24 protein-coding genes are annotated in these 23,885 nt (G+C 59.5%); 13 read left to right on the plus strand and 11 right to left on the minus strand.

The genetic code is table 11. The annotated features are described in order from the left end of the window. Positions 1–622: 622 nt before the first annotated feature. The 4 genes from ACWNRM_RS11425 to spt all read left to right on the plus strand — a co-directional run bounded on the left by ACWNRM_RS11425 (position 623) and on the right by spt (position 5,170). Positions 623–1,753, plus strand: coding sequence for a CDP-glycerol glycerophosphotransferase family protein (locus ACWNRM_RS11425; RefSeq protein ID WP_485170953.1), 1,131 nt, complete (start codon positions 623–625; stop codon positions 1,751–1,753). Between the two features lie 81 nt (positions 1,754–1,834). After that, positions 1,835–3,574, plus strand: coding sequence for a fatty acyl-AMP ligase (locus ACWNRM_RS11430; RefSeq protein WP_485170895.1), 1,740 nt, complete (start codon positions 1,835–1,837; stop codon positions 3,572–3,574). Positions 3,575–3,719: 145 nt separating this feature from the next. After that, on the plus strand, positions 3,720–3,971 hold the full coding sequence (locus tag ACWNRM_RS11435) for an acyl carrier protein (protein ID WP_122049329.1): 252 nt from the start codon (positions 3,720–3,722) through the stop codon (positions 3,969–3,971). Then, a complete protein-coding gene (gene spt, locus ACWNRM_RS11440; protein WP_485170896.1) occupies positions 3,941–5,170 on the plus strand; it encodes a serine palmitoyltransferase in 1,230 nt (409 codons plus the stop codon). The genes ACWNRM_RS11435 and spt overlap by 31 nt, the downstream gene beginning before the upstream one ends. Positions 5,171–5,248: 78 nt before the next feature. On the opposite strand, the gene ACWNRM_RS11445 is transcribed toward spt, so the two are convergent. Together ACWNRM_RS11445 and ACWNRM_RS11450 are read right to left on the minus strand one after the other, a co-directional pair. Further along, on the minus strand, positions 5,249–6,214 hold the full coding sequence (locus ACWNRM_RS11445) for a hypothetical protein (protein ID WP_485170897.1): 966 nt from the start codon (positions 6,212–6,214) through the stop codon (positions 5,249–5,251). After that, on the minus strand, positions 6,207–7,166 hold the full coding sequence (locus tag ACWNRM_RS11450) for a diacylglycerol/lipid kinase family protein (protein WP_485170898.1): 960 nt from the start codon (positions 7,164–7,166) through the stop codon (positions 6,207–6,209). Before ACWNRM_RS11450 ends, ACWNRM_RS11445 begins: the two co-directional genes overlap by 8 nt. Positions 7,167–7,333: 167 nt before the next feature. On the opposite strand from ACWNRM_RS11450, the gene ACWNRM_RS11455 reads away from it, so the two are divergent. The 6 genes from ACWNRM_RS11455 to ACWNRM_RS11480 all read left to right on the plus strand — a co-directional run bounded on the left by ACWNRM_RS11455 (position 7,334) and on the right by ACWNRM_RS11480 (position 13,213). After that, positions 7,334–8,269: a metallophosphoesterase family protein gene (locus ACWNRM_RS11455; RefSeq protein WP_485170899.1), complete on the plus strand. Its 936-nt coding sequence runs from the start codon at positions 7,334–7,336 to the stop codon at positions 8,267–8,269. After that, positions 8,269–9,459: an LptF/LptG family permease gene (locus ACWNRM_RS11460; protein ID WP_485170900.1), complete on the plus strand. Its 1,191-nt coding sequence runs from the start codon at positions 8,269–8,271 to the stop codon at positions 9,457–9,459. The genes ACWNRM_RS11455 and ACWNRM_RS11460 overlap by 1 nt, the downstream gene beginning before the upstream one ends. Next, positions 9,456–10,550: an LptF/LptG family permease gene (locus tag ACWNRM_RS11465; protein WP_485170901.1), complete on the plus strand. Its 1,095-nt coding sequence runs from the start codon at positions 9,456–9,458 to the stop codon at positions 10,548–10,550. Before ACWNRM_RS11460 ends, ACWNRM_RS11465 begins: the two co-directional genes overlap by 4 nt. Positions 10,551–10,654: 104 nt before the next feature. Next, positions 10,655–11,374, plus strand: a complete 720-nt coding sequence (locus tag ACWNRM_RS11470; RefSeq protein WP_485170954.1) for a sterol desaturase family protein — start codon at positions 10,655–10,657, stop codon at positions 11,372–11,374. Beyond that, entirely contained in the window at positions 11,371–12,129 is a 759-nt protein-coding gene (locus tag ACWNRM_RS11475) for a nucleotidyltransferase family protein (RefSeq protein WP_485170902.1), read from the plus strand. Before ACWNRM_RS11470 ends, ACWNRM_RS11475 begins: the two co-directional genes overlap by 4 nt. A gap of 10 nt (positions 12,130–12,139) precedes the next feature. Then, positions 12,140–13,213: a glycosyltransferase family 4 protein gene (locus ACWNRM_RS11480; protein ID WP_485170903.1), complete on the plus strand. Its 1,074-nt coding sequence runs from the start codon at positions 12,140–12,142 to the stop codon at positions 13,211–13,213. Here the strand turns inward: ACWNRM_RS11480 and ACWNRM_RS11485 are convergent. Further along, entirely contained in the window at positions 13,187–13,513 is a 327-nt protein-coding gene (locus ACWNRM_RS11485; protein WP_485170904.1) for a hypothetical protein, read from the minus strand. The two genes, ACWNRM_RS11480 and ACWNRM_RS11485, sit on opposite strands and share 27 nt — an antisense overlap. Before the next feature lie 50 nt (positions 13,514–13,563). On the opposite strand from ACWNRM_RS11485, the gene ACWNRM_RS11490 reads away from it, so the two are divergent. From ACWNRM_RS11490 to ACWNRM_RS11500, 3 genes are all read left to right on the plus strand, one after another. After that, positions 13,564–14,115 carry an MmcB family DNA repair protein gene (locus ACWNRM_RS11490; protein ID WP_485170905.1) on the plus strand — a complete coding sequence of 184 codons (552 nt, stop codon included), beginning with the start codon at positions 13,564–13,566 and terminating at the stop codon, positions 14,113–14,115. Between the two features lie 56 nt (positions 14,116–14,171). Further along, on the plus strand, positions 14,172–14,966 hold the full coding sequence (locus ACWNRM_RS11495; RefSeq protein ID WP_485170955.1) for an inositol monophosphatase family protein: 795 nt from the start codon (positions 14,172–14,174) through the stop codon (positions 14,964–14,966). A gap of 167 nt (positions 14,967–15,133) precedes the next feature. Further along, positions 15,134–15,994 (plus strand): lipid-binding SYLF domain-containing protein, encoded by an 861-nt coding sequence (locus ACWNRM_RS11500; RefSeq protein ID WP_485170906.1) that lies wholly within the window; start codon positions 15,134–15,136, stop codon positions 15,992–15,994. A gap of 116 nt (positions 15,995–16,110) precedes the next feature. On the opposite strand, the gene mltG is transcribed toward ACWNRM_RS11500, so the two are convergent. The 8 genes from mltG to ACWNRM_RS11540 all read right to left on the minus strand — a co-directional run bounded on the left by mltG (position 16,111) and on the right by ACWNRM_RS11540 (position 23,774). Further along, on the minus strand, positions 16,111–17,160 hold the full coding sequence (gene mltG, locus ACWNRM_RS11505; protein ID WP_485170907.1) for an endolytic transglycosylase MltG: 1,050 nt from the start codon (positions 17,158–17,160) through the stop codon (positions 16,111–16,113). A 162-nt stretch (positions 17,161–17,322) separates the two neighbouring features. Beyond that, entirely contained in the window at positions 17,323–18,606 is a 1,284-nt protein-coding gene (gene fabF, locus ACWNRM_RS11510) for a beta-ketoacyl-ACP synthase II (RefSeq protein ID WP_023978089.1), read from the minus strand. Positions 18,607–18,753: 147 nt separating this feature from the next. After that, the gene (locus tag ACWNRM_RS11515) at positions 18,754–18,993 is read right to left on the minus strand and encodes an acyl carrier protein (RefSeq protein WP_023978090.1); all 240 of its coding nucleotides are present in this window, start codon (positions 18,991–18,993) and stop codon (positions 18,754–18,756) included. A gap of 241 nt (positions 18,994–19,234) precedes the next feature. After that, entirely contained in the window at positions 19,235–19,975 is a 741-nt protein-coding gene (gene fabG, locus ACWNRM_RS11520) for a 3-oxoacyl-[acyl-carrier-protein] reductase (protein ID WP_285533382.1), read from the minus strand. A gap of 19 nt (positions 19,976–19,994) precedes the next feature. After that, the gene (fabD, locus tag ACWNRM_RS11525) at positions 19,995–20,966 is read right to left on the minus strand and encodes an ACP S-malonyltransferase (RefSeq protein WP_485170909.1); all 972 of its coding nucleotides are present in this window, start codon (positions 20,964–20,966) and stop codon (positions 19,995–19,997) included. A 115-nt stretch (positions 20,967–21,081) separates the two neighbouring features. Then, positions 21,082–21,981 (minus strand): hypothetical protein, encoded by a 900-nt coding sequence (locus ACWNRM_RS11530; RefSeq protein WP_485170910.1) that lies wholly within the window; start codon positions 21,979–21,981, stop codon positions 21,082–21,084. After that, positions 21,978–22,859: a class I SAM-dependent methyltransferase gene (locus ACWNRM_RS11535; RefSeq protein WP_485170911.1), complete on the minus strand. Its 882-nt coding sequence runs from the start codon at positions 22,857–22,859 to the stop codon at positions 21,978–21,980. Before ACWNRM_RS11535 ends, ACWNRM_RS11530 begins: the two co-directional genes overlap by 4 nt. 195 nt (positions 22,860–23,054) lie before the next feature. Continuing rightward, entirely contained in the window at positions 23,055–23,774 is a 720-nt protein-coding gene (locus tag ACWNRM_RS11540) for a glycine betaine ABC transporter substrate-binding protein (protein ID WP_485170912.1), read from the minus strand. Positions 23,775–23,885 lie beyond the last annotated feature (111 nt).

Genomic DNA, 23,885 nt, shown 5'->3' on the forward strand with positions numbered 1-23,885 from the left:
AGTTCTTTCGAAAAAGAATAAATCAGTCAGCACTCTCATCATCAGAACCACTGGTTCAGACAACACCAAAGCGCCGCCAACATATCCCTTCCATAACCTATTCAATTTTCAAAGAACCCCACCTAACCCACTGATCTTACTCAGTCTTCCAGGCAGTCACCGCGGCGTGTTCCGCTGCGGTGAACGGGCTTTTAGACCCCACACCCACACCCGTCAACATATAATTTCAAAAAAATGACAGACACCGCGAAAAAAGAGACCATTCGGCCGGAGCTGCGACGACACGCAATGAAGCGTCATAATTTGTGTGTTGTAGACTGAGCTCCTTCTGCCGCTAATTCCCAGACAATGCGTAATGCCGCCGGAAACCACGTCATCGCTCCTGGCTCGCTGGCCAAAGCGGGAAACGCCTTCCCTCCCTGTGAACTGCTTCAATTGCCAAAATTTAAGCAATCGTTTCATCACGTTTCCAACATCGTCTCTTGTAACTGGGAAGCAGAGGCACAAAAACCAGCCCTGCATGAATGGAGCCCATTCCGCGCCACCCTGCAGGATGTGAGGAGACTGGAAGATGACGTATCGTGCTGCCCTGACGAACCTTGGTGACTGACACCCCATCATGCTGAAAATCGCCTTCCCTTATATCGCACAGCCTCATCAGACCCTCCACTCACTGCCTATTGCGATGGAAATTGCTTCACGTCATATGGACACAGAGGTTCACGTGGCATGCACGACAGAAGCGCATCTTGATTACGCAAAGACGTTGAGTGCCCTCTATCCCAATGCCAAAGCACGTTTCGATCTACTGAAGATGCCGGAGTTCCTGCGTCGTCGTATCGAGCATTCCGGTCCAGGTGTACTGAGCAAGATGGCGAGCCTGTTTTTCAATCGGGAATACTTTTCTCGCTTTGAGGCCATTGTCGTTCCTGAACGGACATCGCTCTATCTGCGCCGTATGGGCATTCGCAAACCTCGCATGATCTGGACCCGTCATGGGGCCGGGGATCGCGCTATTGGCTTTGCACGCGATGTGAAGGAGTTCGATTTCGTTCTCTTGTCGGGCAAGAAAATCGAGGAGCGGCTGCTGTCGCAGGGCGCGATCAGTCCCGGACGATATTACCGTGGTTCCTATGCAAAATTCGATATCGTCCGACGCATGGCGCGCAGCCGACCAGCCTTGTTTGACAATGACAAGCCAATCGTACTGTACAACCCGCATTTCTCTTCCAAGCTATCATCCTGGCCGATGCTAGGTGAAAATGTGCTGGAATATTTTGCCAATCAAGACCATTACAATCTGATATTTGCCCCCCACTATCGGTTGTTTGACAAGCACCGGCAGGAAGGCGAACAGCTTATTGCCCGTTATGCCCATCATGATCACATGTTGATCGATCCGGGCAGCCCGCGAAGCATCGACATGACCTATACAATGGCAGCTGATATCTATCTCGGTGATGTCAGTTCACAGGTAGCCGAATTTCTCGTCCGCCCCAGGCCTTGCGTTTTTCTGAATGCCCATCATGTCAATTGGCAATCAGATCGCAACTACCATTTCTGGAATCTCGGTCAGGTGCTTGAAAGCGCCGATTTCATGACAGAGACCCTTAAGGTGGCTGTGACAAAGCATGACGAATTTCTTGAGGCGCAACGCCAATATATACTAGAGACGTTCGAGTTCAGCGGTGACGGCCCGACAGCGCCGGGCGCGGCGGATGCAATCGTCGATTATCTCCGTAGCGCCGCGTAACCCATACGCATGGATTGCCTCAGGGTTTCGCCTTGGGTGCAGTGATCATGACAGAGTGAAAAGCAGAGCAGACCAAACGATATGACGCCCAACGAAACGCCCGTTCCTACTGCATCGAACCAGAAGCGCCGCCATGGCGACTTCCCGACGTTCAGCGCTGCCCTGGATTATGCGGCGCAGGGAACGGCAGGGTTCAACATCTATAATGGTCGTGGCCAGCTCATCGAGGCCCTGCCCTACCGCGTCCTGCGTGATCAGGCGATAGAGACCGCTCACCGCCTGATCGGCACCGGGCTGAAAACCGGCGATCGTGTTGCCATTGTCGCAGAGAGCGACGGTGATTTCGCACGTATCTTCTTCGGTTGTCAGTACGCGGGCCTCGTGCCGGCCCCCCTCCCCCTTCCCATCGCTTTCGGTGGTCGCGAAGCCTATATCGGTACCTTGCGCGGCATGGTGAGCGCATCCGGCGCACGCGCCGTAGTGGTGCCGGAGCTTATTGGTTCGTGGACACAGGATATTATCGAAGGGCTCGATCTGGCCTTCGGAGGATCTCCTGCTGAGTTGCTGCAGAAACCTGCTTCGACTGAGCCGCTGCCGGTCATCGACACAAATGACCTGTCTTACCTCCAGTTTTCGTCGGGCAGTACGCGCTTTCCTATGGGTGTCGCTGTCACGCAGTCTGCCGGAATGGCCAATGCCCGCGCCATCGCCCGTGATGGCCTGCAAGTGACCGAAACCGGCGATCGCTGCGTGTCGTGGTTGCCGCTCTATCATGACATGGGTCTTGTCGGCTTCTTTCTCACGCCCATGACATGTCAGCTCACGGTCGACCTGCTGCCCACGCGTGAGTTCGCACGCCGTCCGCATGTCTGGCTCGATCTGATCAGCCGCAATCGCGGTACGATCGCCTATAGTCCTTCCTTCGGCTACGAGCTCTGCGCGCGTCGTCCGGTCTCCGGTGATCTTGACCTCTCCTGCTGGCGCATCGCCGGTATCGGCGGCGACATGATCCGCCACCATATCCTTGAGACGTTTTCCGAGCGCTTTGCAGCCTACGGTTTTGACGGCCGAGCCTTCGTTGCCAGCTATGGTATGGCAGAGGCGACGCTGGCCATCAGCTTTGCGCCGCTCAACACAGGCATCACGACAGATACGATCGATCTCCGCACACTCGAAACAGACGCAGTTGCGCGTTCATCGAACGACCCTTCACACGCCCTGCGCACCTTTGTTTTATGCGGCGTTGCGCTGCCGGATCATGAAGTGCAGGTACGCACGGCGAATGGTGATCTGCAGCCGGATCGTCATGTTGGCATGGTCTTTGTTCGTGGTCCCAGCCTGATGCGCGGCTATTTCGGCCGTGATGCCGAAACCGCCGAAGTGCTTGATGACAAGGGATGGCTCAATACGGGCGACCTTGGCTACATGCTCAATGGCCAGGTGGTCATTACAGGACGCGCCAAAGACCTGATCATCATCAACGGCCGCAATATCTGGCCGCAGGATCTCGAATGGTCGGCTGAGCACGAAATTACGTCCCTGCGGTCACGCGATGTTGCTGTGTTTGCCGTTGAAGAAGAAGCGGGCGAGCGCGTGGTAGCGCTCGTGCAGTGCCGCGCTACCAATGACGACGACCGTGCCCGTCTGCGCGAGGAGACCATGGGCCTTTTCCGCCGTCAGCACGGCGTTGATGTAGACGTCATTCTCGTGCCGCCGCACACCCTGCCCCAGACATCGTCTGGCAAGCTGACGCGAGCCCGGGCAAAGGCCATGCTTCTGGCTGGTCAGTTCGAGACCATGACCAGCAGTACCGCAGCCTGAAAATCATGCCGGAATCTCGCCCGCCGTTCCGGCACCCGTTTGGGATGGTGGGACACGGGCCCTCTGGCCTTCCATCGAAGCCTGACGCATAAGACGCGTCATCTGGGGTGCTTGTCACCCGAACGCCAAAAGCCGGAGAATTTTGATGACCGATACGGTCGCCTCCATCACCTCGATGATCATCGACAAGCTTCTTGCCAACCCCAAGGTGCCACGCGACATCAACGGTGACAGCAAAATCGTCGAGGATCTCGCTTTCGACTCACTGGCCGTCATGAATTTTGTCATGGAAATCGAGGATGAACTCGATGTTTCCGTGCCGCTCGACAAGCTCGCCGATATCCGCACGATCCACGATCTTGCGGTATGCCTCTCAAGCCTGAAATCGGGTGGTTGATCCTCGTGACCGATATCTTTGCCAAATATGCAGGCCTTAAAGCTGCTGCCGCTGGCCTAACTGCCAAGTCGCCGCGCAACCCGTTCGGCGTTGTTATCGATCACCCTGTCTCAGCGACGGTCGGCCTGATCGAAGGGCGCGAGACACTGCTGTTTGGAACAAACAACTATCTCGGCCTGAGCCAGTCCCGCGCCGCAGCAGAAGCCGCAATCGAGACCGTCAGGCGCGAGGGCGTCGGCACAACTGGTTCGCGTATTGCAAACGGTACCTATGCCCTGCATCGCAAGCTGGAAGCCCGTCTGGCTGAAGTGTTCCGCCGCCGCCACTGCATGATTTTTTCGACGGGATATCAGGCCAATCTCGGCGCAATTTCGGCTCTGGCAGGCAAGGACGACATCCTGCTGCTCGATGCAGACAGCCATGCAAGCATCTATGATGCGAGCCGGCTTGGCTACGCCCAGGTCATACGCTTCCGCCACAACGACCCAGCTGATCTCGACAAGCGCTTGTCGCGTCTGAAAGACCATCAGGGCGCAAAACTCGTCGTGGTGGAAGGCATCTACTCCATGACCGGCAACGTTGCGCCCATGCGTGAATTTGCCAAGGTCAAGAAGAAGCACGGCGCCTATCTCCTGGCGGATGAAGCCCACTCTTTCGGAGTGCTTGGCGAGAACGGTCGCGGCGTGGCCGAACGGGATGGCTGCGAAGACGACGTGGATTTCGTGGTTGGCACGTTCTCAAAGTCGCTTGGTACCGTGGGCGGCTACTGTGTCTCAAATCTCGACGGGCTGGAGCTTATTCGTCTCTGCTCACGTCCCTACATGTTCACGGCGTCGCTACCGCCAGAAATCATCGCCTCCACGCTCGCCGCGCTGGATGAGATGCAGGCCCGTCCCGAACTGCGCAAGCAGCTCTATGCCAATGCCGAGCAGCTCAATCACGGCCTGCACAGGCTGGGACTCAAGACCAGCCCGCATGTCAGCCCGGTCGTTGCCGTAACGCTGGAGACTGTGGAGCAGGCCCTTGCTTTCTGGAACCGCCTGCTCGAACTCGGCGTCTATGTGAATCTCTCACTGCCGCCCGCGACACCGGACGAGCATCCGCTGCTGCGTTGCTCGGTCATGGCTGTCCATACGGCCCAGGAGATCGACAAGGCGCTCGCTGCCTTTGCTCAGGCCAAGTCAGAGATTCTGGGCTGAACATCATTCGCTACGGGATCAAAAAGGGAGGCCAGTCTGTGACTGGCCTCCCTTTTTCGTTTTCACGAGCCTGTGGTTTTAACCCTTCATCCCCTTGAGGAAGATCCTTCTCGCTCGCCACAGCAGGCGAGGTAGGCAGATGAGCGGATGACGAGCCTCGAAAGGTGACAGTGCGAGACGAAAACCGCTATGTCGCTCGATCTTCCAGGCAAGATAGGCAGCCCCATCGCGAAAAGTGAAAGCAGCTTTTACAAGACGGGCAATATTACGCCAGCGCCCGCGTTGCGCCATGCCGGCCCAACGTTTGCCTGCACGTATTCGGGCCAGTCGCGTTAATCTAGGCCTCAACAGGCCGTCCCGCTCGTCGAATTCCAGGTGACACAGCGTCCACGCATCGCGTGTCAGATCCGCATACCGGCTTTCGAGACCCTGCATGATGGTTGAGCCGCGGCTCTCATGCTCGACCCGCAATTCAGCGCGATAGGTTCTGCTAAAGAGAATGCGCCACCACTCGGCGGGCGCATGCGTTCCTTCGCCAAGACGGGCGGCCCAGCCAGAGGCTGTCACAACGGCTTGGCGCAACACGTCAAGAATTGCCTCGGCCGAATCCGCATTGCGCACCCAGACAAGCCGTACAGGCTGACAGAAGCGCGCCCAGAGCGTCGTATCATGCGAACGTGGCGACACACGGGAACGGAGCTGCGCCAGCGTGATCAGCGCGACCTTGGCCCGCAGGGTCTGACCCTCGACCTCATGTTCGGCATAAAAGACATTAGGAGGAAGCAAAGCGTTGCCCAGCCGGGCCAATGCGGGGGCTGGCCAATCCGTCAGGCGCTCCAGCACGACATAGAAGTCAAAGACTCCATCAGGATCGAACTGACGCAGGCCCGATCCATAGAACAGGACCCCGAGCGGGCGCGTGGTCCCGAGTATATGAGACACCAGCTGATGGATACGCGGGTCAACCGGGGTCGTCAGTTCGCTAATCAGCGTCCGGTCAAGCAGGGTCTCGCTCTCTACCGGACGTGCTACAGGGTCAGTCATGAACAAAGCCGAACTGCGGCCCTTCGGAAAGATGGATACGGTGCCCTGCTCCAGGCGCAAAACGCTCACCATCAAGTACGAAATCCCCTGCGCAGGTCAGGACCATATAGGTGGCACGTCCGCTTGTATAATCCCTGCTTCGGCGCAGCCATGAAGGGGCGCGCCCCCGCAGCAGCGACCAGGTCGCCTGAAGCAGGCGGCGGGGATGATCAGCCACATGAAGATAATGTAGCCCCTCGGATCTCGCCTTGTCGGCGCACCAGAATGGCCAGATGCCCAGATCCAGCTTTTGCAGCGCCGTCGAGAGAAACAGAAAGCTCTGACCGTCAGCAAGGGTTTCGCCATCGCCCTCGAGCGTAAAGCGATCTCCTGTCAGCCAGGCTTCACGCTGCCGGCGCCAGAGCAGGCTGCCGAATGCACCCACCAGCGTAACGGCCACAGCGAGATTATGCGGTGCGTAACGCAGCACATGCGGAGAATGGGCTATTGCAATGGCGCGCGCATAGCCGGAACTCCCTTGAAACATGCCAAGGCGCGCCTCATGCTCGTTTTCCGGCCATGAAATCTTGAGCGGACGCCGATTGGTGCGTGGAAGCCCTTCCGCGTGGTTCCAGAGCTGGCGCAGGGCGGCAATCCCGCGACGGGAAAACCCGATGTCACGGGCAATAAGATTGGTGTTGCCGGACGGGAAGATGGCGAGATCAGGCAGCGCGCCTTCTGGATAGGCGCGCATGACGGCCGTCATGACATCGCTGACTGTTCCATCACCACCATTGATCGCGATCAGCCTGACATTGCGTCGCGCAAGATCCTCGACCATCTCGGTCATCTCGTCATGGGAGGCCGGGACAAGAAACCCCTCCCCCAGAAGCTGATGTGCCTGTCTGGCAAATTTCCGGCCATCGCGCCTGTTCTTGCGACTGCGTGGATTATGGATCAGGGCTAGGCGCACGGCAGTATCATTTATGTTACGGTCAATCCTCTGGCCCGACGCAACTTCAGGCGTCCGCCTTGCGCGGCGCCATAGCATGACTTACGCAGCGGGACCAGAAACCGATTGGTCATTTTTGGATTTCGCCGGTATCGGCCTTTGACCTGTGGTGACGAGGAGAGAGGCAGATGACCGGAAACAGCGATACGCCACCAGTGGTTCTGGCCCATCTTTCAGATGTCCATCTGCCCCCGCCCGCCCCCCTGCCGTCATGGCGTGCCTTCACGAACAAGCGCGCCCTGAGCGTAGCCTCATGGAAACGCCACAGGGTGCATCGCCATCGACCCGAGCTTGCGAATATGGTGCGCGAGGATATCGCCGCCGCCGCTCCGGATCTCATTCTGAATACAGGCGATCTGACCAATTTCGGGCTGCCGGAAGAATGCGGTGCGGCAGCCGACTGGCTTGCCACCATGCCTGCCCCAACGCTGGTTGTGCCCGGCAACCATGATGCAATGGTCCGCTCGAACTGGGCGGACCATGCCGGGTTATGGTCGAAGTGGATGGAAGACACCGATGAAACCGGTTTTCCGTATTGCCACATACACGGCGATGTGGCGGTTATCGGTCTGAATTCCGCAATCCCGACACCGCCCTTCATGGCTTGTGGGCGCATCGGCAAGAGGCAGCGCGAGAAGCTGGCTCAACTGCTGGACGAGACAAAGACGCTCTGCCGCGTGGTCATGATCCATCATCCGCCAAGGGCCGGGCTCGTTCCGTGGCGCAAATCCCTGCTCGATCACAAGGCCGTCGCCGCAGTCATCGCAAGGCACGGGGCCTCGGTTGTCCTTCACGGACATTCGCACGATGCGACACTTGCAACGGTGCCGGGCAGCGAAATTCCTCTGGTTGGCGTTTCATCAGCATCTCTGCTGTCTTCACGCCCCTGGCGCCAAAGCGGCTGGAACAGAATTGCCATCACTCCCACGCAGGAAGGATGGACCATCGACCTGCAAACCAGACAGTTCACGAGTGACACCGGCTGGCGGTGCAGCCGCCATCGGCGCTGGCAGCAACATTCAGAACCGCACAGTCAGATCATCAAGGCGAATGAGCCACGATAATGCGCCTCCCCCATTTTTCCACGCTTGATCGCTATCTGCTTGCTCAGCTCGTTCCTCCCTTTGTGGTGTCACTGGCGGCGGTGCTTGCCGCGCTCCTTCTGGAGCGGCTTCTCGTCCTGTTCGATGACCTCGCCGCTGAAGGCAGTTCGCTGGCAACCTTCGTGGCGCTGTTGACAGATCTGCTCCCGCATTATCTGGGCCTTGCCCTGCCGGCGGCCCTGTGCGTGAGCGTCTTCCTGATCATCCGGCGCATGAGCGATAACAACGAGATCGACGCCCTGATGGCAAGTGGCGTCTCGCTTTTACGTATCGCACGGCCCTATATGTGGACCGGCGTTGCGGTAGGCTGCGGCAGTATTCTGCTCTATGGCTATATCCAGCCGGTTGCCCGCTACGATTTCCGCTCCGGCTTCTATTACGCCGCCCATTCGGGCTGGGCCCCTCACCTGCAGGCTGGCATGTTCGCGACAACAGCGGATGACTCCATGCTCACCGCCGATCGCGTGACGCGCAACGGCACCGTGCTTCATGAGGTCTTCATTCGTCAGAGAGAACCTGGCGGTGCTGTCAGGATCATTACCGCCCATCGCGGTCTGGTCACGGCAGTTCCTTCCCTTAAGCAGACACGTCTTGACCTATGGGATGGCCTGATTGTCTACGATCCGCGTGACGGCAGCAACAAGGCCACGCAGACCCGCTTCGATCACAGCATGAAGGTGTTCGACCAGAGTCACGATACGGCGGTCTTCCGCTCGCGCGGCATCGATGAGCGTGAATTGACCCTCCTGGAACTGGCAAACCGGCTTGAGGCCTCCCATCAGTCCGACCACCAGAACGCGAGTGGCGGCATCACCCGCTCGAGCCTGCGTGCGGAGCTCGATTTTCGTCTTGCGCGTGCACTTGCCATACCGTTCATTCCGCCGCTCGCTGTAGCGCTGGCGATTGGTGCCAAGAGACGACGCCCGATCATTGGGCTGATCGCCCTTGCCATCGTACTGGTGGGGTTCGACCATACGCTGCAATTTGGTCACGGCCTCGTGGCAACAGGCGGAATGCGCGGCTTCTACGCCATATGGTTGCCCGAGATCGCCTTCTGTACGATCTGCTTTGCCTCAATCTTCAGACGCTCGCGTGGATCGTGGCGACGCCGCAAGGCCATTCCACCCGGGCCGACAAAGGCCCCAGCATGATCCCGCTCAATCCATCGCGCTCCGTGCTCTTGATGCATCTGACCAGAAGCTTCATCGGGCGTACGCTGATCTGCGGGGCCATACTTGTCTCGATGATGGAGATCCTTGGCCTACTCGAAATGACAACGCCCATACTGGAGCGCCATCTCGGCGCCCTCGGGCTGGTACGATATGCCCTGCTGAAATTACCGGCTCTGACCGTACAGACCCTGCCGCTCAGCACCCTGATCGGCGCGTTGTTCATGCTTATGCAGATGACGCTTGCGAGCGAGATGGCCAGCCTGCGCGCCGCCGGTCTCTCGACAATCAGACTGCTGACGCTCCTGCTGCCCTCCATAGGCATCATCAGTGTCGCGGGTATCCTTACACAGGAAATTATTGCGCCACGCACCGAACTCTCTCTGGCAAAATGGTGGAACCAGACCGATCCGAAAGCTGCTGGAAGCGGTCATGGTTTCTGGTTTCACGCCTCGGGCAATGTCATTCACATCGACAGCTTTACCGAAGGCGGTCGCCGCATCCAGAAAATCGCGGTCTATCACCGCGCCAATGGGGGTGATCTGACCGCTACGGACACCGCACCAGAAATGGTTTATGACACGATCACCGGCTGGCGCGCTGCCTCGGTACGCAGCCTCGTCCTGAAAAGCAACCGCGTCGAGACCACATTCCTGCAGAACGTGTCACTGCTGCCTTCGCGTGTCACACCAGACACATTGATACAGCTCTCGCAGCCCTACCCGGTTCTTTCCTGCTGGTCGTTATGGACCATATTGCATCGTGGCGGGGCCTCAAGCCTGCCCAAGGCGACCTATCGTATGGCCCTTTTTGCGCCGTTCACCCTGCCGATATCGCTTTGCGCCATGCTGTTTCTGGCGTTACCCGTAATTTATATTCCGCCCCGCACGGGTACCCGCAGTCTGTTACCTATCGCAGCACTTGCTGCTGGTTTTGGTTTCATCGTGTTGCAAGGCCTGATACAGGCTCTTGGCAATGCAGGGACCTTGCCTGCGTTAATTGCCGTCACGGCGCCTCCCGCCCTGGCTTTCCTCCTGGGAGGGGCATGGATTGTGAAGATGGAAGAGAAATGAGTACGTTCAATTCTGAACACTCGGAAGGCTTCTGGCGCGCCTTCTGGAACGCCCGGAAAAATCAGGGCTCACTCCGTACGGGAAGAAGTTTCGATCTGGGCAAGATGAGCCTGCCTCATCTCTGGATGGCCTATCTCACCTACCCCACCATTTTGCTCTATTTCGCGCTCATCCTTGTTTCAACCGCTGCGGCACTCTGGTTCGGTCCGCAGCTCGCGCCTGCCCTGATGACGATTGTCCTGGTAATCGCAATCTATCCGTTTGCCTGGTATGCCATCCATCGCTTCATCCTTCACGGACGCTGGCTATATCGCAATCCACTGACTGCCTCGCTGTGGAAACGCGTTCATTTCGACCATCATCAGGACCCTCACCTCCTTGATGTGCTATTTGGCTCACCGCTCAACACGATCCCGACCATCGCCATCATTGTCATGCCCATTGGCTGGGCCATCGGCGGCACAAGCACAGCCTTTGCCGCGCTCTCCACTGGCCTGGTCATGACCTGCATTTATGAGTTCTTTCATTGCATCCAGCATCTGGCCTACAAGCCGCGCTGGAACTGGGTTGCCAAAATCAAGCAACTGCACGTCCTGCATCACTTCCATGACGAGGACGGCAATTACGGCATCACCAACTATGCTGCCGATCGCCTGTTCGGAAGCTTCTACAAGGATGCTCGCGCCCGCCCCCGCAGCGCTCATGTCTTCGATCTCGGTTACGATCTCGACGAGGCCCAACGCTATCCCTGGGTAATGAAGCACACAGGCGCTCCGCCCAAGCAGCGCCCCGACGGCGCGCGGCGCGGAAGCGCCGCCTCGTGACACTGCCCGCGCTGGTTCTTGCAGGCTCACGCGACGGGGCACAGGACCCACTCGCCCGACTTGGAAAGGTCGGGCACAAGGCTCTGCTGACGGTCGGCGGTCGCCCCATGATCGACCGCGTGCTGAGCACCCTCGAACAGACAGACGGGATCGGCCCTGTTTCCGTCAGCATCGAGGATCACGCAGCCCTACTGACGCTTGAGCGTCCCTTCACCTGTCTACCCACTGCAAGCGGCCCAAGCGGCAGTGTCGCGCTGGCACTCGAAGCGCTCGGCACGCCGCTCCTGATCACGACGGCAGATCATCCGCTGCTTCGCCCCTCCTGGATCACCGCCTTCGTGCAAGAGGCCAATCAGGGCGATTGTGATCTGGCTGTTGGTGTCGCCCTGAAGGCGACGATCGAGCGCGATGTCCCCCATACCAGACGCACCTACATTCGTTTGCGTGACATGACGTTCTCCGGCTGCAATCTGTTCCTGATGCGCACGCCAAAGGCGCGTGCCGTCGTCACATTGTGGCAAAGCCTGGAGCGCGACCGCAAGCGCCCGCTCAGAATGGCGCGCACACTGGGCTACGGCATCCTCCTGCGGGCATTATTGGGCCGCCTGTCGAGCGCGGCCCTTGTAGCCCGCATCGCCCAGCTGACCGGCGCGAAGGTGGCGCTGATCCCGATTGATGACGGTCGTGCGGCGGTCGATGTGGACAAGCCCCAGGACCTCGAACTGGTCGAAATGCTGATGGCTCGATCCACTTGAGCATGGCCCCATGAAAATTACCTATGTCATCAATTCGGTCGAGGGCGGCGGTGCCGCCCTGCCGGTGCCGGCCATCACGCAGGTCATGCGCGATCAGGGCCACGAGGTTATCGTGCTTGCCCTCACCCGCCGCGATGGCCGCGCCATCAGGCCCATGATTCAGGCCGGACTGACCGTGCACGTCCGTGAAGGCGGCAGGAAGGACCATCTGGCCGCCCTTGCCTGGCTTGACCGCGAGATCGGCGAGCAGCGGCCCGACCTCATCTGGACCTCCCTTACACGCGCAACCCTCCTCGGGCAGCTTGTCGGGTTACGACGTCGTATCCGGGTGGCCAGCTGGCAGCACTCCGCTCGGCTCAAACCCGCCAATGCACGGCTTTTGCGGCTCATGCGCGGACTGTCCCGCCTATGGATTGCCGATTCCACCTGCGTCGAACTCGAAACCGAGAAGAAGCTGGGACTGGGCGCAGACAAACTCACCTGCTGGCCCATCTTTCGCGCAAGCAGCGACTTCCCGCGCGCCGTACCATGGTCGGGAGCCGGCCCCATACGTATCGGCTCACTGGGGCGCCTTCACCCGGTGAAGGGCTATGACGTGCTCTGTGCGGCCGTGAAGCTGCTCGGCAAGATCGAGGATCTGCCGGCGTACGAGGTTCATATCGCGGGCGAGGGCGAGGAGCGTGACCGCCTGGCGGCCCTTATCACCCGAGACAGGCTGCCGATCGTCCTGGACGGCTACAACGCTGACCCAAGGCAGTTTCTGGCAACCCTGCACCTCTATGTGCAGCCTTCGCAGTGGGAGGGGCTGTGCCTTGCCGCGCATGAGGCACTGCTTTGCGGCGTCCCTGTAATCGCCTCCGAGGCCGGTGAATTGCCGCATACCATCACGCAATCCTGCGGCCGGATCGTTCCCCCGAACGACCCGGAGGCGCTGGCGCTGGCGCTTGCCGGGTTACTGCGTGAACCCGGCAAGCTGGCTGCAATGGGCGAAACCGGTCGGGCCCGTGTTCTCTCGCGTTTCGATGCGGGCTCGTTCGATCGCCGGGGCGCCGAGATTCTAGCGCGACTCGAAAGCACTCTGTGACCGCGTCTGGGTCAGATGCCCGGAGAGGCGGAAATCCATCTGGGCAAAGACCACAGAAGCAACCAGCAGCAGGATCCACACCATGCGCGGCGCAGCCTGACGCTCGAAAAACGTCGCTGCCCCAAAGGCAATAAGCGCCAGCAGATCGAGCGCAAAATGCATCCGCTCATCGAGATGGCCGCAGAAATACCCCAGCAGGAACAGGAAAATGCCAAGGCCTGCGGCACTCAGCGCTTTCTCCCGGCGCATAAAGGCAACAAGCGGCATAACCCCATCCGGCATCTCGCGTTTATCAGACAAATCTTTCTCCAAAAGGACGTGAGTGCGTAGCTGATGATGAGTAACGGCAAGTGAGCGATACGCAAAGTCCTGCGCCTGATGATCAGGCATCCCCGCTTGATACCCAATCAGCCCTCACCCTGCCTGAAACGCAATTTGCCATACGACGCGCCATGCTCGGGCTATGCCGCACCATGCGCTGGGCCTGCATCAACGAGTTCTCGTTGCCGGCGGCAGGTCGGCGGGCCGACATCATGGCGCTGACGCAGGACGGAATGCTGCATTGCATCGAGATCAAGTCCGGGCCTCGCGATTTTCTGACCGACCGCAAATGGCCCGAGTATCGTGACTGGTGCGACCGGCTCTATTTCGCGGTGGATCAGGCCTTTCCGCGTGATCTGATCCCGCAGGATGTCGGGTTGTTCGTGGCCCATCTGCCCGAAAGCCCCTCAACCATCCTGCCGGAATGTGCCATGATCCGCGAAAGCCCGCTCTCGAAGCTGGCGACCGCCCGCAGGAAGACCCTGATGCAGCTTTTCGGCCATGGCGCCGCGCTGCGCCTCATGGCGCTTGAAGACCCCGCCATGACGGCATCCCTTCGTGCGACCCGACGTGTCGAATAAGGAGTATCTGCATGACCACCCCCGCAATGAGCGTTACCCGGTCGAGTGATTCCGACATGAATCTCGAGCGTATGATTGCGCAGCGTCTGGAAGTCGCCCGTGCGGTTGTTGCCGATGCCGCTGCCCTCGCCATGGCCATGCGGCCGCCACCGGGCGGCCCAACCGGCACCACAAAGGGTATGCAGGATTACGTAACCGAGGCCGATATGGCGGTAGAGGCACTCGTCTCCCGTCGCCTGGAAACGCTCTTCCCCGAGGACGGCTTCATGGGAGAGGAAGGCGGTCGACACAGGCAGGGCGGCCTGACCTGGGTGATCGACCCGATTGATGGCACCTCGAATTATGCGCGTGGCCGTGAGCGCTGGTGCGTCTCACTTGGCCTGTTGCACGGCGATGTGCCAGTCGCAGGGGTGATCAACGCCCCGGCTCTGGGCGAAATCTACACAGCCCAGCGCGGTGTGGGCGCCTGGATGAACGGCCGCAAACTCGTCGCCTCACCCGTGACAGACCCTAAAAGCGCCATGGTCGAAATGGGCTGGAGCGCCAAGGTCTCGCCTGAAACCTATGCCCGTCATGCACAGGCTTTTCTTGAGCTGGGCATTGCGCCACGCACCGGTGCCTGCGGCGCTCTGGCCCTTGCCGATGTCGCCTCGGGCCGTTGCGATGGCTATCTGGAAATCGCCATCAATCTGTGGGACGTCGCGGCAGCGTTGGTCCTGCTTGAGGAGAGTGGCGCGCGCGTTTCGCCCTTCCTGCGCGATGGCGGCCTGACCGGGGCGAGGCCAATTCTGGCTACCGCTCCGGGCGTGGCTGAGGCCGTTGCAAAAGCAGCCGGGATGGAGCTGCTCTAATCGTCTCTTGCCGTCATCGCATGATCTGAACCATTCTCACGCCATAATTGCCGCTCAGGAAACAAGCCTTGTCGTACCCGTCTCGGGATATGCCGACCCTGTTTTCCTGTTCGGGTGTTCCCGGTCCGGGCTCGCCCTGCCGGCTCCAGATATGAGGCCCCTACCCTATGGTTTCTTTTCCCTGCCGACTCGTCGCCTCGACGGTACTTCTGGCATCGGGCCTGAGCGCCCTGCCTGCCATGGCCGCATCGAAGCAGCAGGCGCTGGTCGATCGGGCAACGCTGGCTGTTCAGGACATTTTTCAGGGGACTAACCCCAATTCGAGGGCTCAGCGTTATCTGGCCAAGGCCCGCGCTGTGATGGTCTGCCCATCGGTCTTTCGCATGTCGATCGTATTTGGCGGCGCAGGGGGCGGCTGCCTTCTGCTCTCGCGCGATGCACGTGGCTCATGGTCTGATCCTGCTTTTTACACCCTGAGTTCGGCTTCGATGGGTATTCAGCTTGGGGTGGAAAGCTCGGAGCTGATGTTCTTCGTCATGTCTGATCGCGGCTTGCAGGCCCTGCTCGACAGCCAGTTCAAGTTCAGTGCAGGGGCCTCGGCCTCATTTGCCAATATGGGCAGTGGCATCGAGAGTGGCTCGGCGGGCGCTTCAAACACCGATATCCTCGCCCTGCAGAAATCTTCGGGACTGTTTGCAGGTGCTTCTCTTGGGGGATCGAAGCTCACGGTTGATAGTGGCTCGAACCGTGCCTTTTATAGTCAGCCGGTCGGCCCCGAGGATATCGTGATCTCGATGCGAGTAAACAATACGGGGGCTGACCCGCTTCGCCGTGTGCTCATGCAAGTCGTCCAGCAACAGGGTAGCATTGCAGGGACAGCCACCACAGCGAACACGACCGCAACCAATAACGCCACAAGCGCCGCAGCAAACAACAGTCCTTATCCAGCCAATTACGACAGTCGTAAGTCCTATACCAGCCAGTCACATGGCACGATCAAAAGCGAATCTCTCGCAGCACCGAAATAAGCACCGCATTTCGGTTGATACCGTTTCCGCTACAGGGCCATCCCCATAATGGAAACCCGATACTCTGCGCAAAAACGGGGATCGAGGGCAGTGCTTTCCCGCACCTGCCCCTGACCTCAACGCCGATGTTGAGGCGGATCCCCGGCGCCGCGGCCATCGGCCCGTGCCGGCGCGGCGGGGGGTGACGCGGCTTTAACGGTGCCGCGAAGGGTTTTGAGCGTTTCAACACGCCGGTTATGCTCGTGCAGGTCATGCGAAAAGCCGTGGCCGCCTGTCCCGTCTGCGACGAAGTAGAGCATATCCCCGCTCGCCGGATGGGCGACCGCATCCAGCGCAGCAAGACCCGGTGAACAGATTGGACCGGGAGGCAGACCATCAATGACATAGGTATTATGCGGCCCCGCTTGATGAAGCGCATCATGCGTGAGGGCGTGATCAAGCGTACCCCGCCCCTCGCTCAGATCATAAATGGCTGTGGGGTCGGATTGCAGTTTCATCCCCTGCGCCAGGCGATTGAGAAATACGCGGGCCACTTTGGGTCGCTCAGCCGCAATACCCGTCTCGCGCTCGACGATCGAAGCCAGGATGAGAAGCTGTTCAGGGGATGACAGACCGATGGATGGATCACGCCCTGCCCATACACGGGCGAGCGTCTCATTCATGAGCGTTTCCAGACGGCTCACAAGACGGGCGCGTGATGTATCGCGTTCATAGGCGACCGTCTGGGGCAGGATGGCACCCTCACGCAGCGGCGGCACCTCTCCCGTCAGAAACGGGGCCTGTTGAAGAATTATCGCGATCTGTCGCGCTGTACGACCCTCCGGGATGGTCAGAAAATGCCGGACTGGCTGCCCATGACGTAACACGAAAAGTACGTCGAGCATCGAGGCTTGCGCCGGGAAATGCAGTTCAGCGGCATGCAAGGCCCCATGAGACGCCGTTGCCCGGGCGGCAAGACGAAAACTCAGTTGGGACAGCGTGCCGGGCGAAATAATCCCGGCCTGCGCCAGATCATGGGTGATATGGGCTGTTGCGCCATGCGGGACAACATGATCCGTGGCGGCCTGCAGGGGGCCAGGCTGCGTGACCTGATGCCAGATCAGGGCAGCGCCTCCTGCCGTAGAAAGGAGAAGAAGCAGGACGAGGGCGAGAATGACACGCTTCATGTTCACTCCCGAAAGAACGGAGGCCGGTTACCGGCATCCGGTATTAGCTATTCCAGACGTGGAACCCACCCGGGCCAGACCCCGGTGCCGGTTCCCGTCACACTGCACCGCGAGGAGCGTTGAGACGGGTAAGGCACCACTCAGAGAGTCAGGACGACGAAATCAGACGCCCTTGACGATCAGGCTGGCATTGGTCCCACCAAAGCCGAAGCTGTTGGACAGGGCAATGTTGATCTTGCGCTGCTGGGCCTCGTGCGCCACGCGGTCGATGACGCTCTCACGCGCAGGGTTGTCGAGGTTCAGTGTCGGCGGTGCCACGTTGTCGCGTATGGCCAGCATGGAGAACATGGCCTCTACCGAGCCGGCAGCGCCCAGCAGGTGCCCGGTGGCGGATTTGGTGGAGGACATCGCAACATGCTTTGCGTCATCGCCGAACATGCGCTCGACGGCATCAAGCTCGAGGTCATCGGCCATGGTCGATGTTCCGTGAGCGTTGACGTAGTCGATATCGGCCGGGGTAATCCCTGCGGAACGCAGCGCAGCCTTCATGGCACGGAAAGCGCCTTCATGCCCCTCCGCCGGTGCCGTGATGTGATGGGCATCGCCGGACAGGCCGTAGCCGATGATCTCACCATAGATCTTCGCGCCGCGTGCCTTGGCGTGCTCGTATTCCTCGAGCACGACAATGCCCGAGCCCTCGCCCATGACAAAACCGTCGCGGTCACGATCCCAGGGGCGCGATGCCTTTTCGGGTGTGTCGTTGAACCCGGTGGAGAGCGCACGGGCAGAAGAGAACCCGGCAATACCAAGCGGGCAGACAGCGGCTTCAGCACCACCGGCAATCATCACATCGGCATCACCCAGCATGATGAGGCGTGTGGCATCGCCAATGGCATGCACACCGGTCGCACAGGCGGTAACGGCCGAATGGTTCGGGCCCTTGAAGCCATAACGAATCGAGACATGGCCCGAGATCAGATTGATCAGCGCCGAGGGGATGAAGAAGGGCGACAGGCGACGGGCCTTGCCGCTCGCAACAGTCAGGGAGGCGTCATAGATGGTCTGCAGACCACCGATGCCCGAGCCGATCATCACGCCCGTGGCGCAGCGATCTTCCTCGGTTTCCGGCTTCCAGCCTGAATCCTCAACGGCCTGAATGGCAGCCGCCATGCCAAGATGGATGAAGCGATCCATCTTTTTCTGGTCCTTCGTCGGGACCCAGTCCGAGAGCGTCAGACCGCCTTCCGCCGTCGGGCCCTCGGGCACTTCGCCAGCCACATGGGCGGGAAGATCACTCGGGTCGAAGCAGGTGATACGGCCAATGCCGGTCTGTCCAGCGATAAGACGCTGCCAGGTCTGTTCCACGCCCACTGCCAGAGGCGTAACGAGCCCCATACCGGTGACGACAACGCGTCTTTCTTTCATTGCCGACAGGTTTGCCATCATGGGCGGACGAAGCTCCAGTCATAAACGCCAGCTCCCGGCGACTGCCAAGGGGGAGCGGCTGTCAATCTCGTCGTATGTCCCGGCTCCGCACAGATCGGGAGCCGGAGAAGATCATTGCATCGGGCATTGCGGCCCGATGCAGCCAGATCAGGCGGCCTTCTGCTTTTCGATGTAGTCGATGGCGTCCTTGACGGTCGCAATCTTCTCGGCTGCATCTTCCGGGATCTCAACGCTGAAAGCTTCTTCAAACGCCATGACCAGCTCAACCGTGTCGAGGCTGTCAGCGCCGAGGTCGTCGATGAAGGAAGCGTCAGGGGTTACCTTGCTCTCTTCAACGCCGAGATGCTCAACAACGATTTTCTTAACCTTATCGGCGATTTCGCTCATCTGTTCTGGCTTCCTGTGTGCCCGGCAATTCGGGCGGTTCGAAACTGTTTACCATCCGTCTGGTTACCCAGTCGGTCCCCGTCTTTACTCCAGAGACGGCATGATCTGCCAGTACTCCGGATCGCGGACCGAAGATCGGGCCCCGGCGGGCCGAGACGCCCACGCTTCGGACGAAGCAGCGGGCGCTTAGCATGGTTTACCCTCACACGCCAAGCTTTGCGTGAGAGCCGGGCCGATGCCCCTATGGCATCGCCATGCCACCGTTGACATTCATGGTCATGCCGGTCACCCAGCCAGCCTCTTCCGAAGCCAGATAGACGGCAGCAGCGGCAATATCCTCCGGCTTGCCCATACGACCAAGCGGGATCGAGCCAAGCAGCTTGTCGCGCTGTGCTTCGGGCAGAACCGCCGTCATGGCCGTCTCGACAAAGCCCGGTGCAATGACATTGACCGTGACCCCGCGCGAGCCGGCCTCCTGCGCGAGGGACTTGGTCATGCCGATCATGCCAGCCTTGGCTGCCGAGTAATTGGCCTGACCGCCATTGCCGGTCACACCGACGATGGACGCGATGTTGATGATGCGGCCCGCACGACGGCGGAGCATCCCCTTCAGCGCCGCACGACACAGACGGAACGGAGATTCGAGATCGACCGTCAGCACCTGCGACCAGTCCTCGTCCTTCATGCGGATAATCAGGCCATCACGCGTCAGACCGGCATTGTTCACCAGAATATCAAGCGGCTTGCCGAGCAGTTCTTCCGCCTTGCCCACCAGGGCATCGGCCTCGGCACCGACAGAGAGATTGGCTGCACAGACATGCACGCGCTCACCAAGGCTGGCTGCGACCTCGGCCAATGCCGCCTCACGCGTGCCGGACAGCACGACTTCGGCACCTTGCGCATGAAGCGCTCGGGCGATGGCCGCGCCAAGGCCGCCAGAAGCACCGGTGACAAGGGCGGTTTTGCCTTCAAGACTGAACATCGTTTTCTTCTCCACGCTTTCAGAGGTCACGCAGCAGCGCCTCGATTTCTTCAGGGGTTCCGGCATTGCGGGCCGTCATGTCAGGAGCAATGCGCCGCACCAGACCGGTCAGCACCTTGCCTGCGCCCAGCTCGACCTGCGAGGTGACGCCCATGGCCGCCATGGCCAGCACAGTTTCGCGCCAGCGCACCGAGCCCGTCACCTGCTGCACCAGCAGTGAGGCAATGCGCGACGCATCGGTATTCTTTGCTGCCGTAACGTTGGTGATGACAGGAATGGCAGGGGTTGCAATCTCGGCATGTTCCAAAGCCTTGGCCATGTGGTCGGCTGCCGGCCCCATAAGGGATGAATGGAAAGGCGCTGAAACCGGAAGCAACACGGCGCGCTTTACCCCCCTGGCCTTGGCTACCGCAATGGCGCGCTCAACCGCTGACAGACGGCCCGACACAACGATCTGGCCACCGCCATTGTCATTGGCCAGTTCAATCGTCTCATGGCGATCGGCCTCGCCCTCGACCATCAGGCGGGCAGCCTCGGCACAGATTTCCTGCGCCAGCTCAGCCTCTACGCCTAGCAGGGCAGCCATGCCACCCTCGCCTGCTGGCACGGCTTCCTGCATGGCCAGCCCTCGCAGGCGCAACAGCTTTGCTGTCTGGGCAATACCCAGCGCACCTGCGGCGGCAAGGGCGGAATACTCACCCAGCGAATGACCGGCCACAACGGTCGCCTTTTCCACGAGCCTGAAGCCACCCTCACTTTCGAGCACACGCACCGTAGCCATCGAGACGGCCATCAATGCCGGCTGCGCATTCTCGGTGCGGGTCAGGTCGGCAGCGTCGCCTGTAAAGATCAGCTTCGACAGATGCTCACCGAGCGCATCGTCAACTTCCTGGAAAACCTCTCTCGCCGCGGGGAAAGCTTCATAGAGCCCTTGTCCCATCCCGATGGACTGGCTGCCCTGACCGGGAAACACGAACGCATGAACTGACATCACCTACCCTCTACTCACGCCCCGGCCCTCAGGCCACGGCCTTCCCGTCCCGGTGCAAGACCAGAGACAATTCCGCCTCGCGTGATGGCGGAGCCAGCCTGTTCCTGTCAAATCGTTACTTTGGTTTCAGATTACCGTGGAGCGCGAAGGGCAAGGTCATTTCAATCCCGCGCAAGGGTCTGGACGCCACGAACGCCGCGTCCTTTGCAAAGTCCTGGGGGCGAAACACATAGGAATAAGGCTGGTTACCCTGGTTATCGACAAGCAGGTGTTCAACGCCCTCCTGCCGAACCATGAAACGACTGTCGGGGGCAATCCTCACGCGAAGTCTGTGCGTATCCGGAAGCAGCAACGACACGAGAAATCCCCCTTCATCCTCAATGCAGGCATCAAGCTGTGACAACCATTTCTGCGCCTGCTGTTGGGTGAAGTACTGCCTGTCCGGTGAGGTGATGCTGAAGAAGAAGCCGATACGCAGATGCTCACCGGGCCTGAGCCTGGCGTAAAGAGCCGGGTCAGCCTCCCACAACGCAGCTTCATGTGGCACCGTTATTTCGTCTTCTGCGCCGGGTGAAGCAACGGTGATCATATGAATGATCCGCCCGCCCGGCTTCATTATCATCCCGGACTCACGCGCTGGCCTGTCGCCAGGCTGCAACGTTGCCCTCAGATGCAGGGTCAGACCCTGACGATCTGCCTCAGGAAAAGAGTCAAAGCGACGAAAGATACGCTCCAGATGCCGATAGCTGCGCGACAACGGAACCATACCCGGTCCCGTGACATCAATGACTTCATTATGCCCGCCTGTCGCCACGACTGCTTCCGGTGCCATTTGCCCGTTAGCAGCAGATAGTCCGATATCATGTGCCCCCTGTGCCAGACTGCACCCCGGCGCCATCACGCATAACACCACAACAAGAAAATACCGAAAGGCGGAAAGCTGGCAGCCTGAGATGGAAGCTGGAGACACGGTCACGCAGGAAGGCGCGGCAGACGGTGAGATATCAGTCATCATGCTTTGATTCTCTGCAAGACAATAAACACCTGCGGCACGCGTGCCGGATCGTCGAGGAACTCAATGATACGAAACAAATGCCCCCATTTCTCTATGATATAGCGTCGCGGAATGATTGCCTCACCATAATGAGCTGCCGGATGCGGACGTTTGACCGGGGATGCGTGAAGAAAGCGACCAGCATCATAACGCGCCTGGGCACGGGCCTCATCTGCGAAACTGTCTGCGCAGGCCTCGTGCCAACCATGCTCCAGCCTGATGCCGGACGCCCTCTTGAGGCGCTGTTCCGCGCAGAAATCGATAAATCTGCGACTCTGCGTGGTGATGATCGCAAGTCCGCCCGGCGCAAGAAGACGATGGAACTCTGCAATCCATTGGCCTCCAAGATACTCATCCAGGTGCGAAAAGACCGAAAAGGACACGATGAGATCGAAGAAACCGTCAACAAGCGGCACAGATGGTGCCATGCCGCAACTCATGAAATTGAGCGCCGGATTACAGCGACGCGCCTCCATCAAAAACCGTGCAGTCGAATCGATTCCGTAAAGATTTTCAGGACGCACGTCTTTCATGAACAGACGCAGGATACGCCCCCAGCCGCACCCGAAATCCAGCACTTTCATCCCGGCAGACAAGGGACGGTCAGTAAAGTGGCTGAAAGCCTTGATTTCCCGAAAGAACATGAAGGCCTCATGCAGTGAGACCTCACCCGAATGCCCATGTATCTGACGCTGGAGCGTCTCGGCTGGAAAGACAGGCATACGAACACGGTCGATCTCGGGCATATGGATCGAAGCGACCAGTATCTTTAGCCAGTCCTCATCACTACACAGCCTGAACCGTTCATGGAGATCGGCGGCGTCCGGATAAGAAGACATCTGTCATTGTACCTGCATTATTCAGAATTTGTATAAAGGTCATGCAGGTAATAGAAAAGTCTTATTTTGATTTACGAAATATAAACAAAAATGTTATTTGTGTTTATTGAAATCCAACAACACAGCAACATCAAAGGGCGCGCACCTGCACCCCATGATAGATCCGGATGCCCGGCAGGCTGCGCCACGAGGGCCTCAGCGTGCGACGAGGCGTCCGCGCTGCCAGGCCTCGGCAGCCTCCTCAGGGTCCATACCATCGATCTGGATAGCATGATCAAGCGCACTCATGACCTTGTTACCCAAGGTCATTTCCGACAATTCATCAAGCATGTCCTGATCGGCACAAGCCGCGACAGCTTCGCGCACAAGCAGGCAGGCTTCCATCTCCTCCGCCAGGCGAGGGTCCTGCACGGGCTTGAAGGCCTCGTGATTGAACAGAGCGTGGGGCTGCGCGAGAAAGACCAGCACCTTGCGTCCCTCTTCCTGAGCATTCCGCACAAAGGCGTGCAGGCCTGCATCGTCACAGATCTCCACCGCCACGCCATCAAGACCCGGTGTCTGGGTCAGAAGTGCATTCATCCGATCGCTATCGGAGCGCCCCGCCACAACAAGATCCACATCATGGGCACCGAGAGCCCCAATGGGAGGCAGATCGTCGAAGCTCGCCCAGCAGTAATACGGTCGGTAGAGCGTGCCCAGAACCCGCATACCATGCTGAAGCAACGCTGCATCGCGTGGCAACCAGGCCGAAACCAGAAGGTCAATGACCCCATCCTCAAGCATCGACGGCAACTCGTGGTTATCGGCATCAACGAAATCGACCTCAACCTCGTGCGCATCGAGCACTCGGGCAACCGCACTGGCGCATCCGGCATGCAGCGCAGTACCCAGATAGCCGAGGGAGATCGTGGTCATGGCAAATCCTTCTGGCCACAAAGCGCGACCGACAAGAGGTTGAGGCAACTGACCTGTGTTCGATCACTTCATACCATGAATGGCAAGAGGCGAGCGTCGCTTTGCTCGCAG

The sequence above is a fragment of the Asaia sp. A2 genome (assembly GCF_057319415.1).

Excerpts from the sequence above, each read along its gene's own strand:
- ACWNRM_RS11470 (WP_485170954.1), top strand. The coding sequence starts at position 10,655 with ATGAGCCTGCCTCATCTCTGGATGGCCTATCTCACCTACCCCACCATT.
- ACWNRM_RS11515 (WP_023978090.1), bottom strand. The coding sequence starts at position 18,993 with ATGAGCGAAATCGCCGATAAGGTTAAGAAAATCGTTGTTGAGCATCTC.
- ACWNRM_RS11530 (WP_485170910.1), bottom strand. The coding sequence starts at position 21,981 with ATGATGACTGATATCTCACCGTCTGCCGCGCCTTCCTGCGTGACCGTG.
- ACWNRM_RS11430 (WP_485170895.1), top strand. The coding sequence starts at position 1,835 with ATGACGCCCAACGAAACGCCCGTTCCTACTGCATCGAACCAGAAGCGC.
- ACWNRM_RS11495 (WP_485170955.1), top strand. The coding sequence starts at position 14,172 with ATGAATCTCGAGCGTATGATTGCGCAGCGTCTGGAAGTCGCCCGTGCG.
- ACWNRM_RS11500 (WP_485170906.1), top strand. The coding sequence starts at position 15,134 with ATGGTTTCTTTTCCCTGCCGACTCGTCGCCTCGACGGTACTTCTGGCA.
- fabD (WP_485170909.1), bottom strand. The coding sequence starts at position 20,966 with ATGTCAGTTCATGCGTTCGTGTTTCCCGGTCAGGGCAGCCAGTCCATC.
- ACWNRM_RS11435 (WP_122049329.1), top strand. The coding sequence starts at position 3,720 with ATGACCGATACGGTCGCCTCCATCACCTCGATGATCATCGACAAGCTT.
- ACWNRM_RS11445 (WP_485170897.1), bottom strand. The coding sequence starts at position 6,214 with ATGACTGACCCTGTAGCACGTCCGGTAGAGAGCGAGACCCTGCTTGAC.
- ACWNRM_RS11480 (WP_485170903.1), top strand. The coding sequence starts at position 12,140 with ATGAAAATTACCTATGTCATCAATTCGGTCGAGGGCGGCGGTGCCGCC.
- ACWNRM_RS11460 (WP_485170900.1), top strand. The coding sequence starts at position 8,269 with ATGCGCCTCCCCCATTTTTCCACGCTTGATCGCTATCTGCTTGCTCAG.
- ACWNRM_RS11455 (WP_485170899.1), top strand. The coding sequence starts at position 7,334 with ATGACCGGAAACAGCGATACGCCACCAGTGGTTCTGGCCCATCTTTCA.
- ACWNRM_RS11540 (WP_485170912.1), bottom strand. The coding sequence starts at position 23,774 with ATGACCACGATCTCCCTCGGCTATCTGGGTACTGCGCTGCATGCCGGA.
- fabF (WP_023978089.1), bottom strand. The coding sequence starts at position 18,606 with ATGATGGCAAACCTGTCGGCAATGAAAGAAAGACGCGTTGTCGTCACC.
- mltG (WP_485170907.1), bottom strand. The coding sequence starts at position 17,160 with ATGAAGCGTGTCATTCTCGCCCTCGTCCTGCTTCTTCTCCTTTCTACG.
- ACWNRM_RS11465 (WP_485170901.1), top strand. The coding sequence starts at position 9,456 with ATGATCCCGCTCAATCCATCGCGCTCCGTGCTCTTGATGCATCTGACC.
- fabG (WP_285533382.1), bottom strand. The coding sequence starts at position 19,975 with ATGTTCAGTCTTGAAGGCAAAACCGCCCTTGTCACCGGTGCTTCTGGC.
- ACWNRM_RS11535 (WP_485170911.1), bottom strand. The coding sequence starts at position 22,859 with ATGTCTTCTTATCCGGACGCCGCCGATCTCCATGAACGGTTCAGGCTG.
- spt (WP_485170896.1), top strand. The coding sequence starts at position 3,941 with ATGCCTCTCAAGCCTGAAATCGGGTGGTTGATCCTCGTGACCGATATC.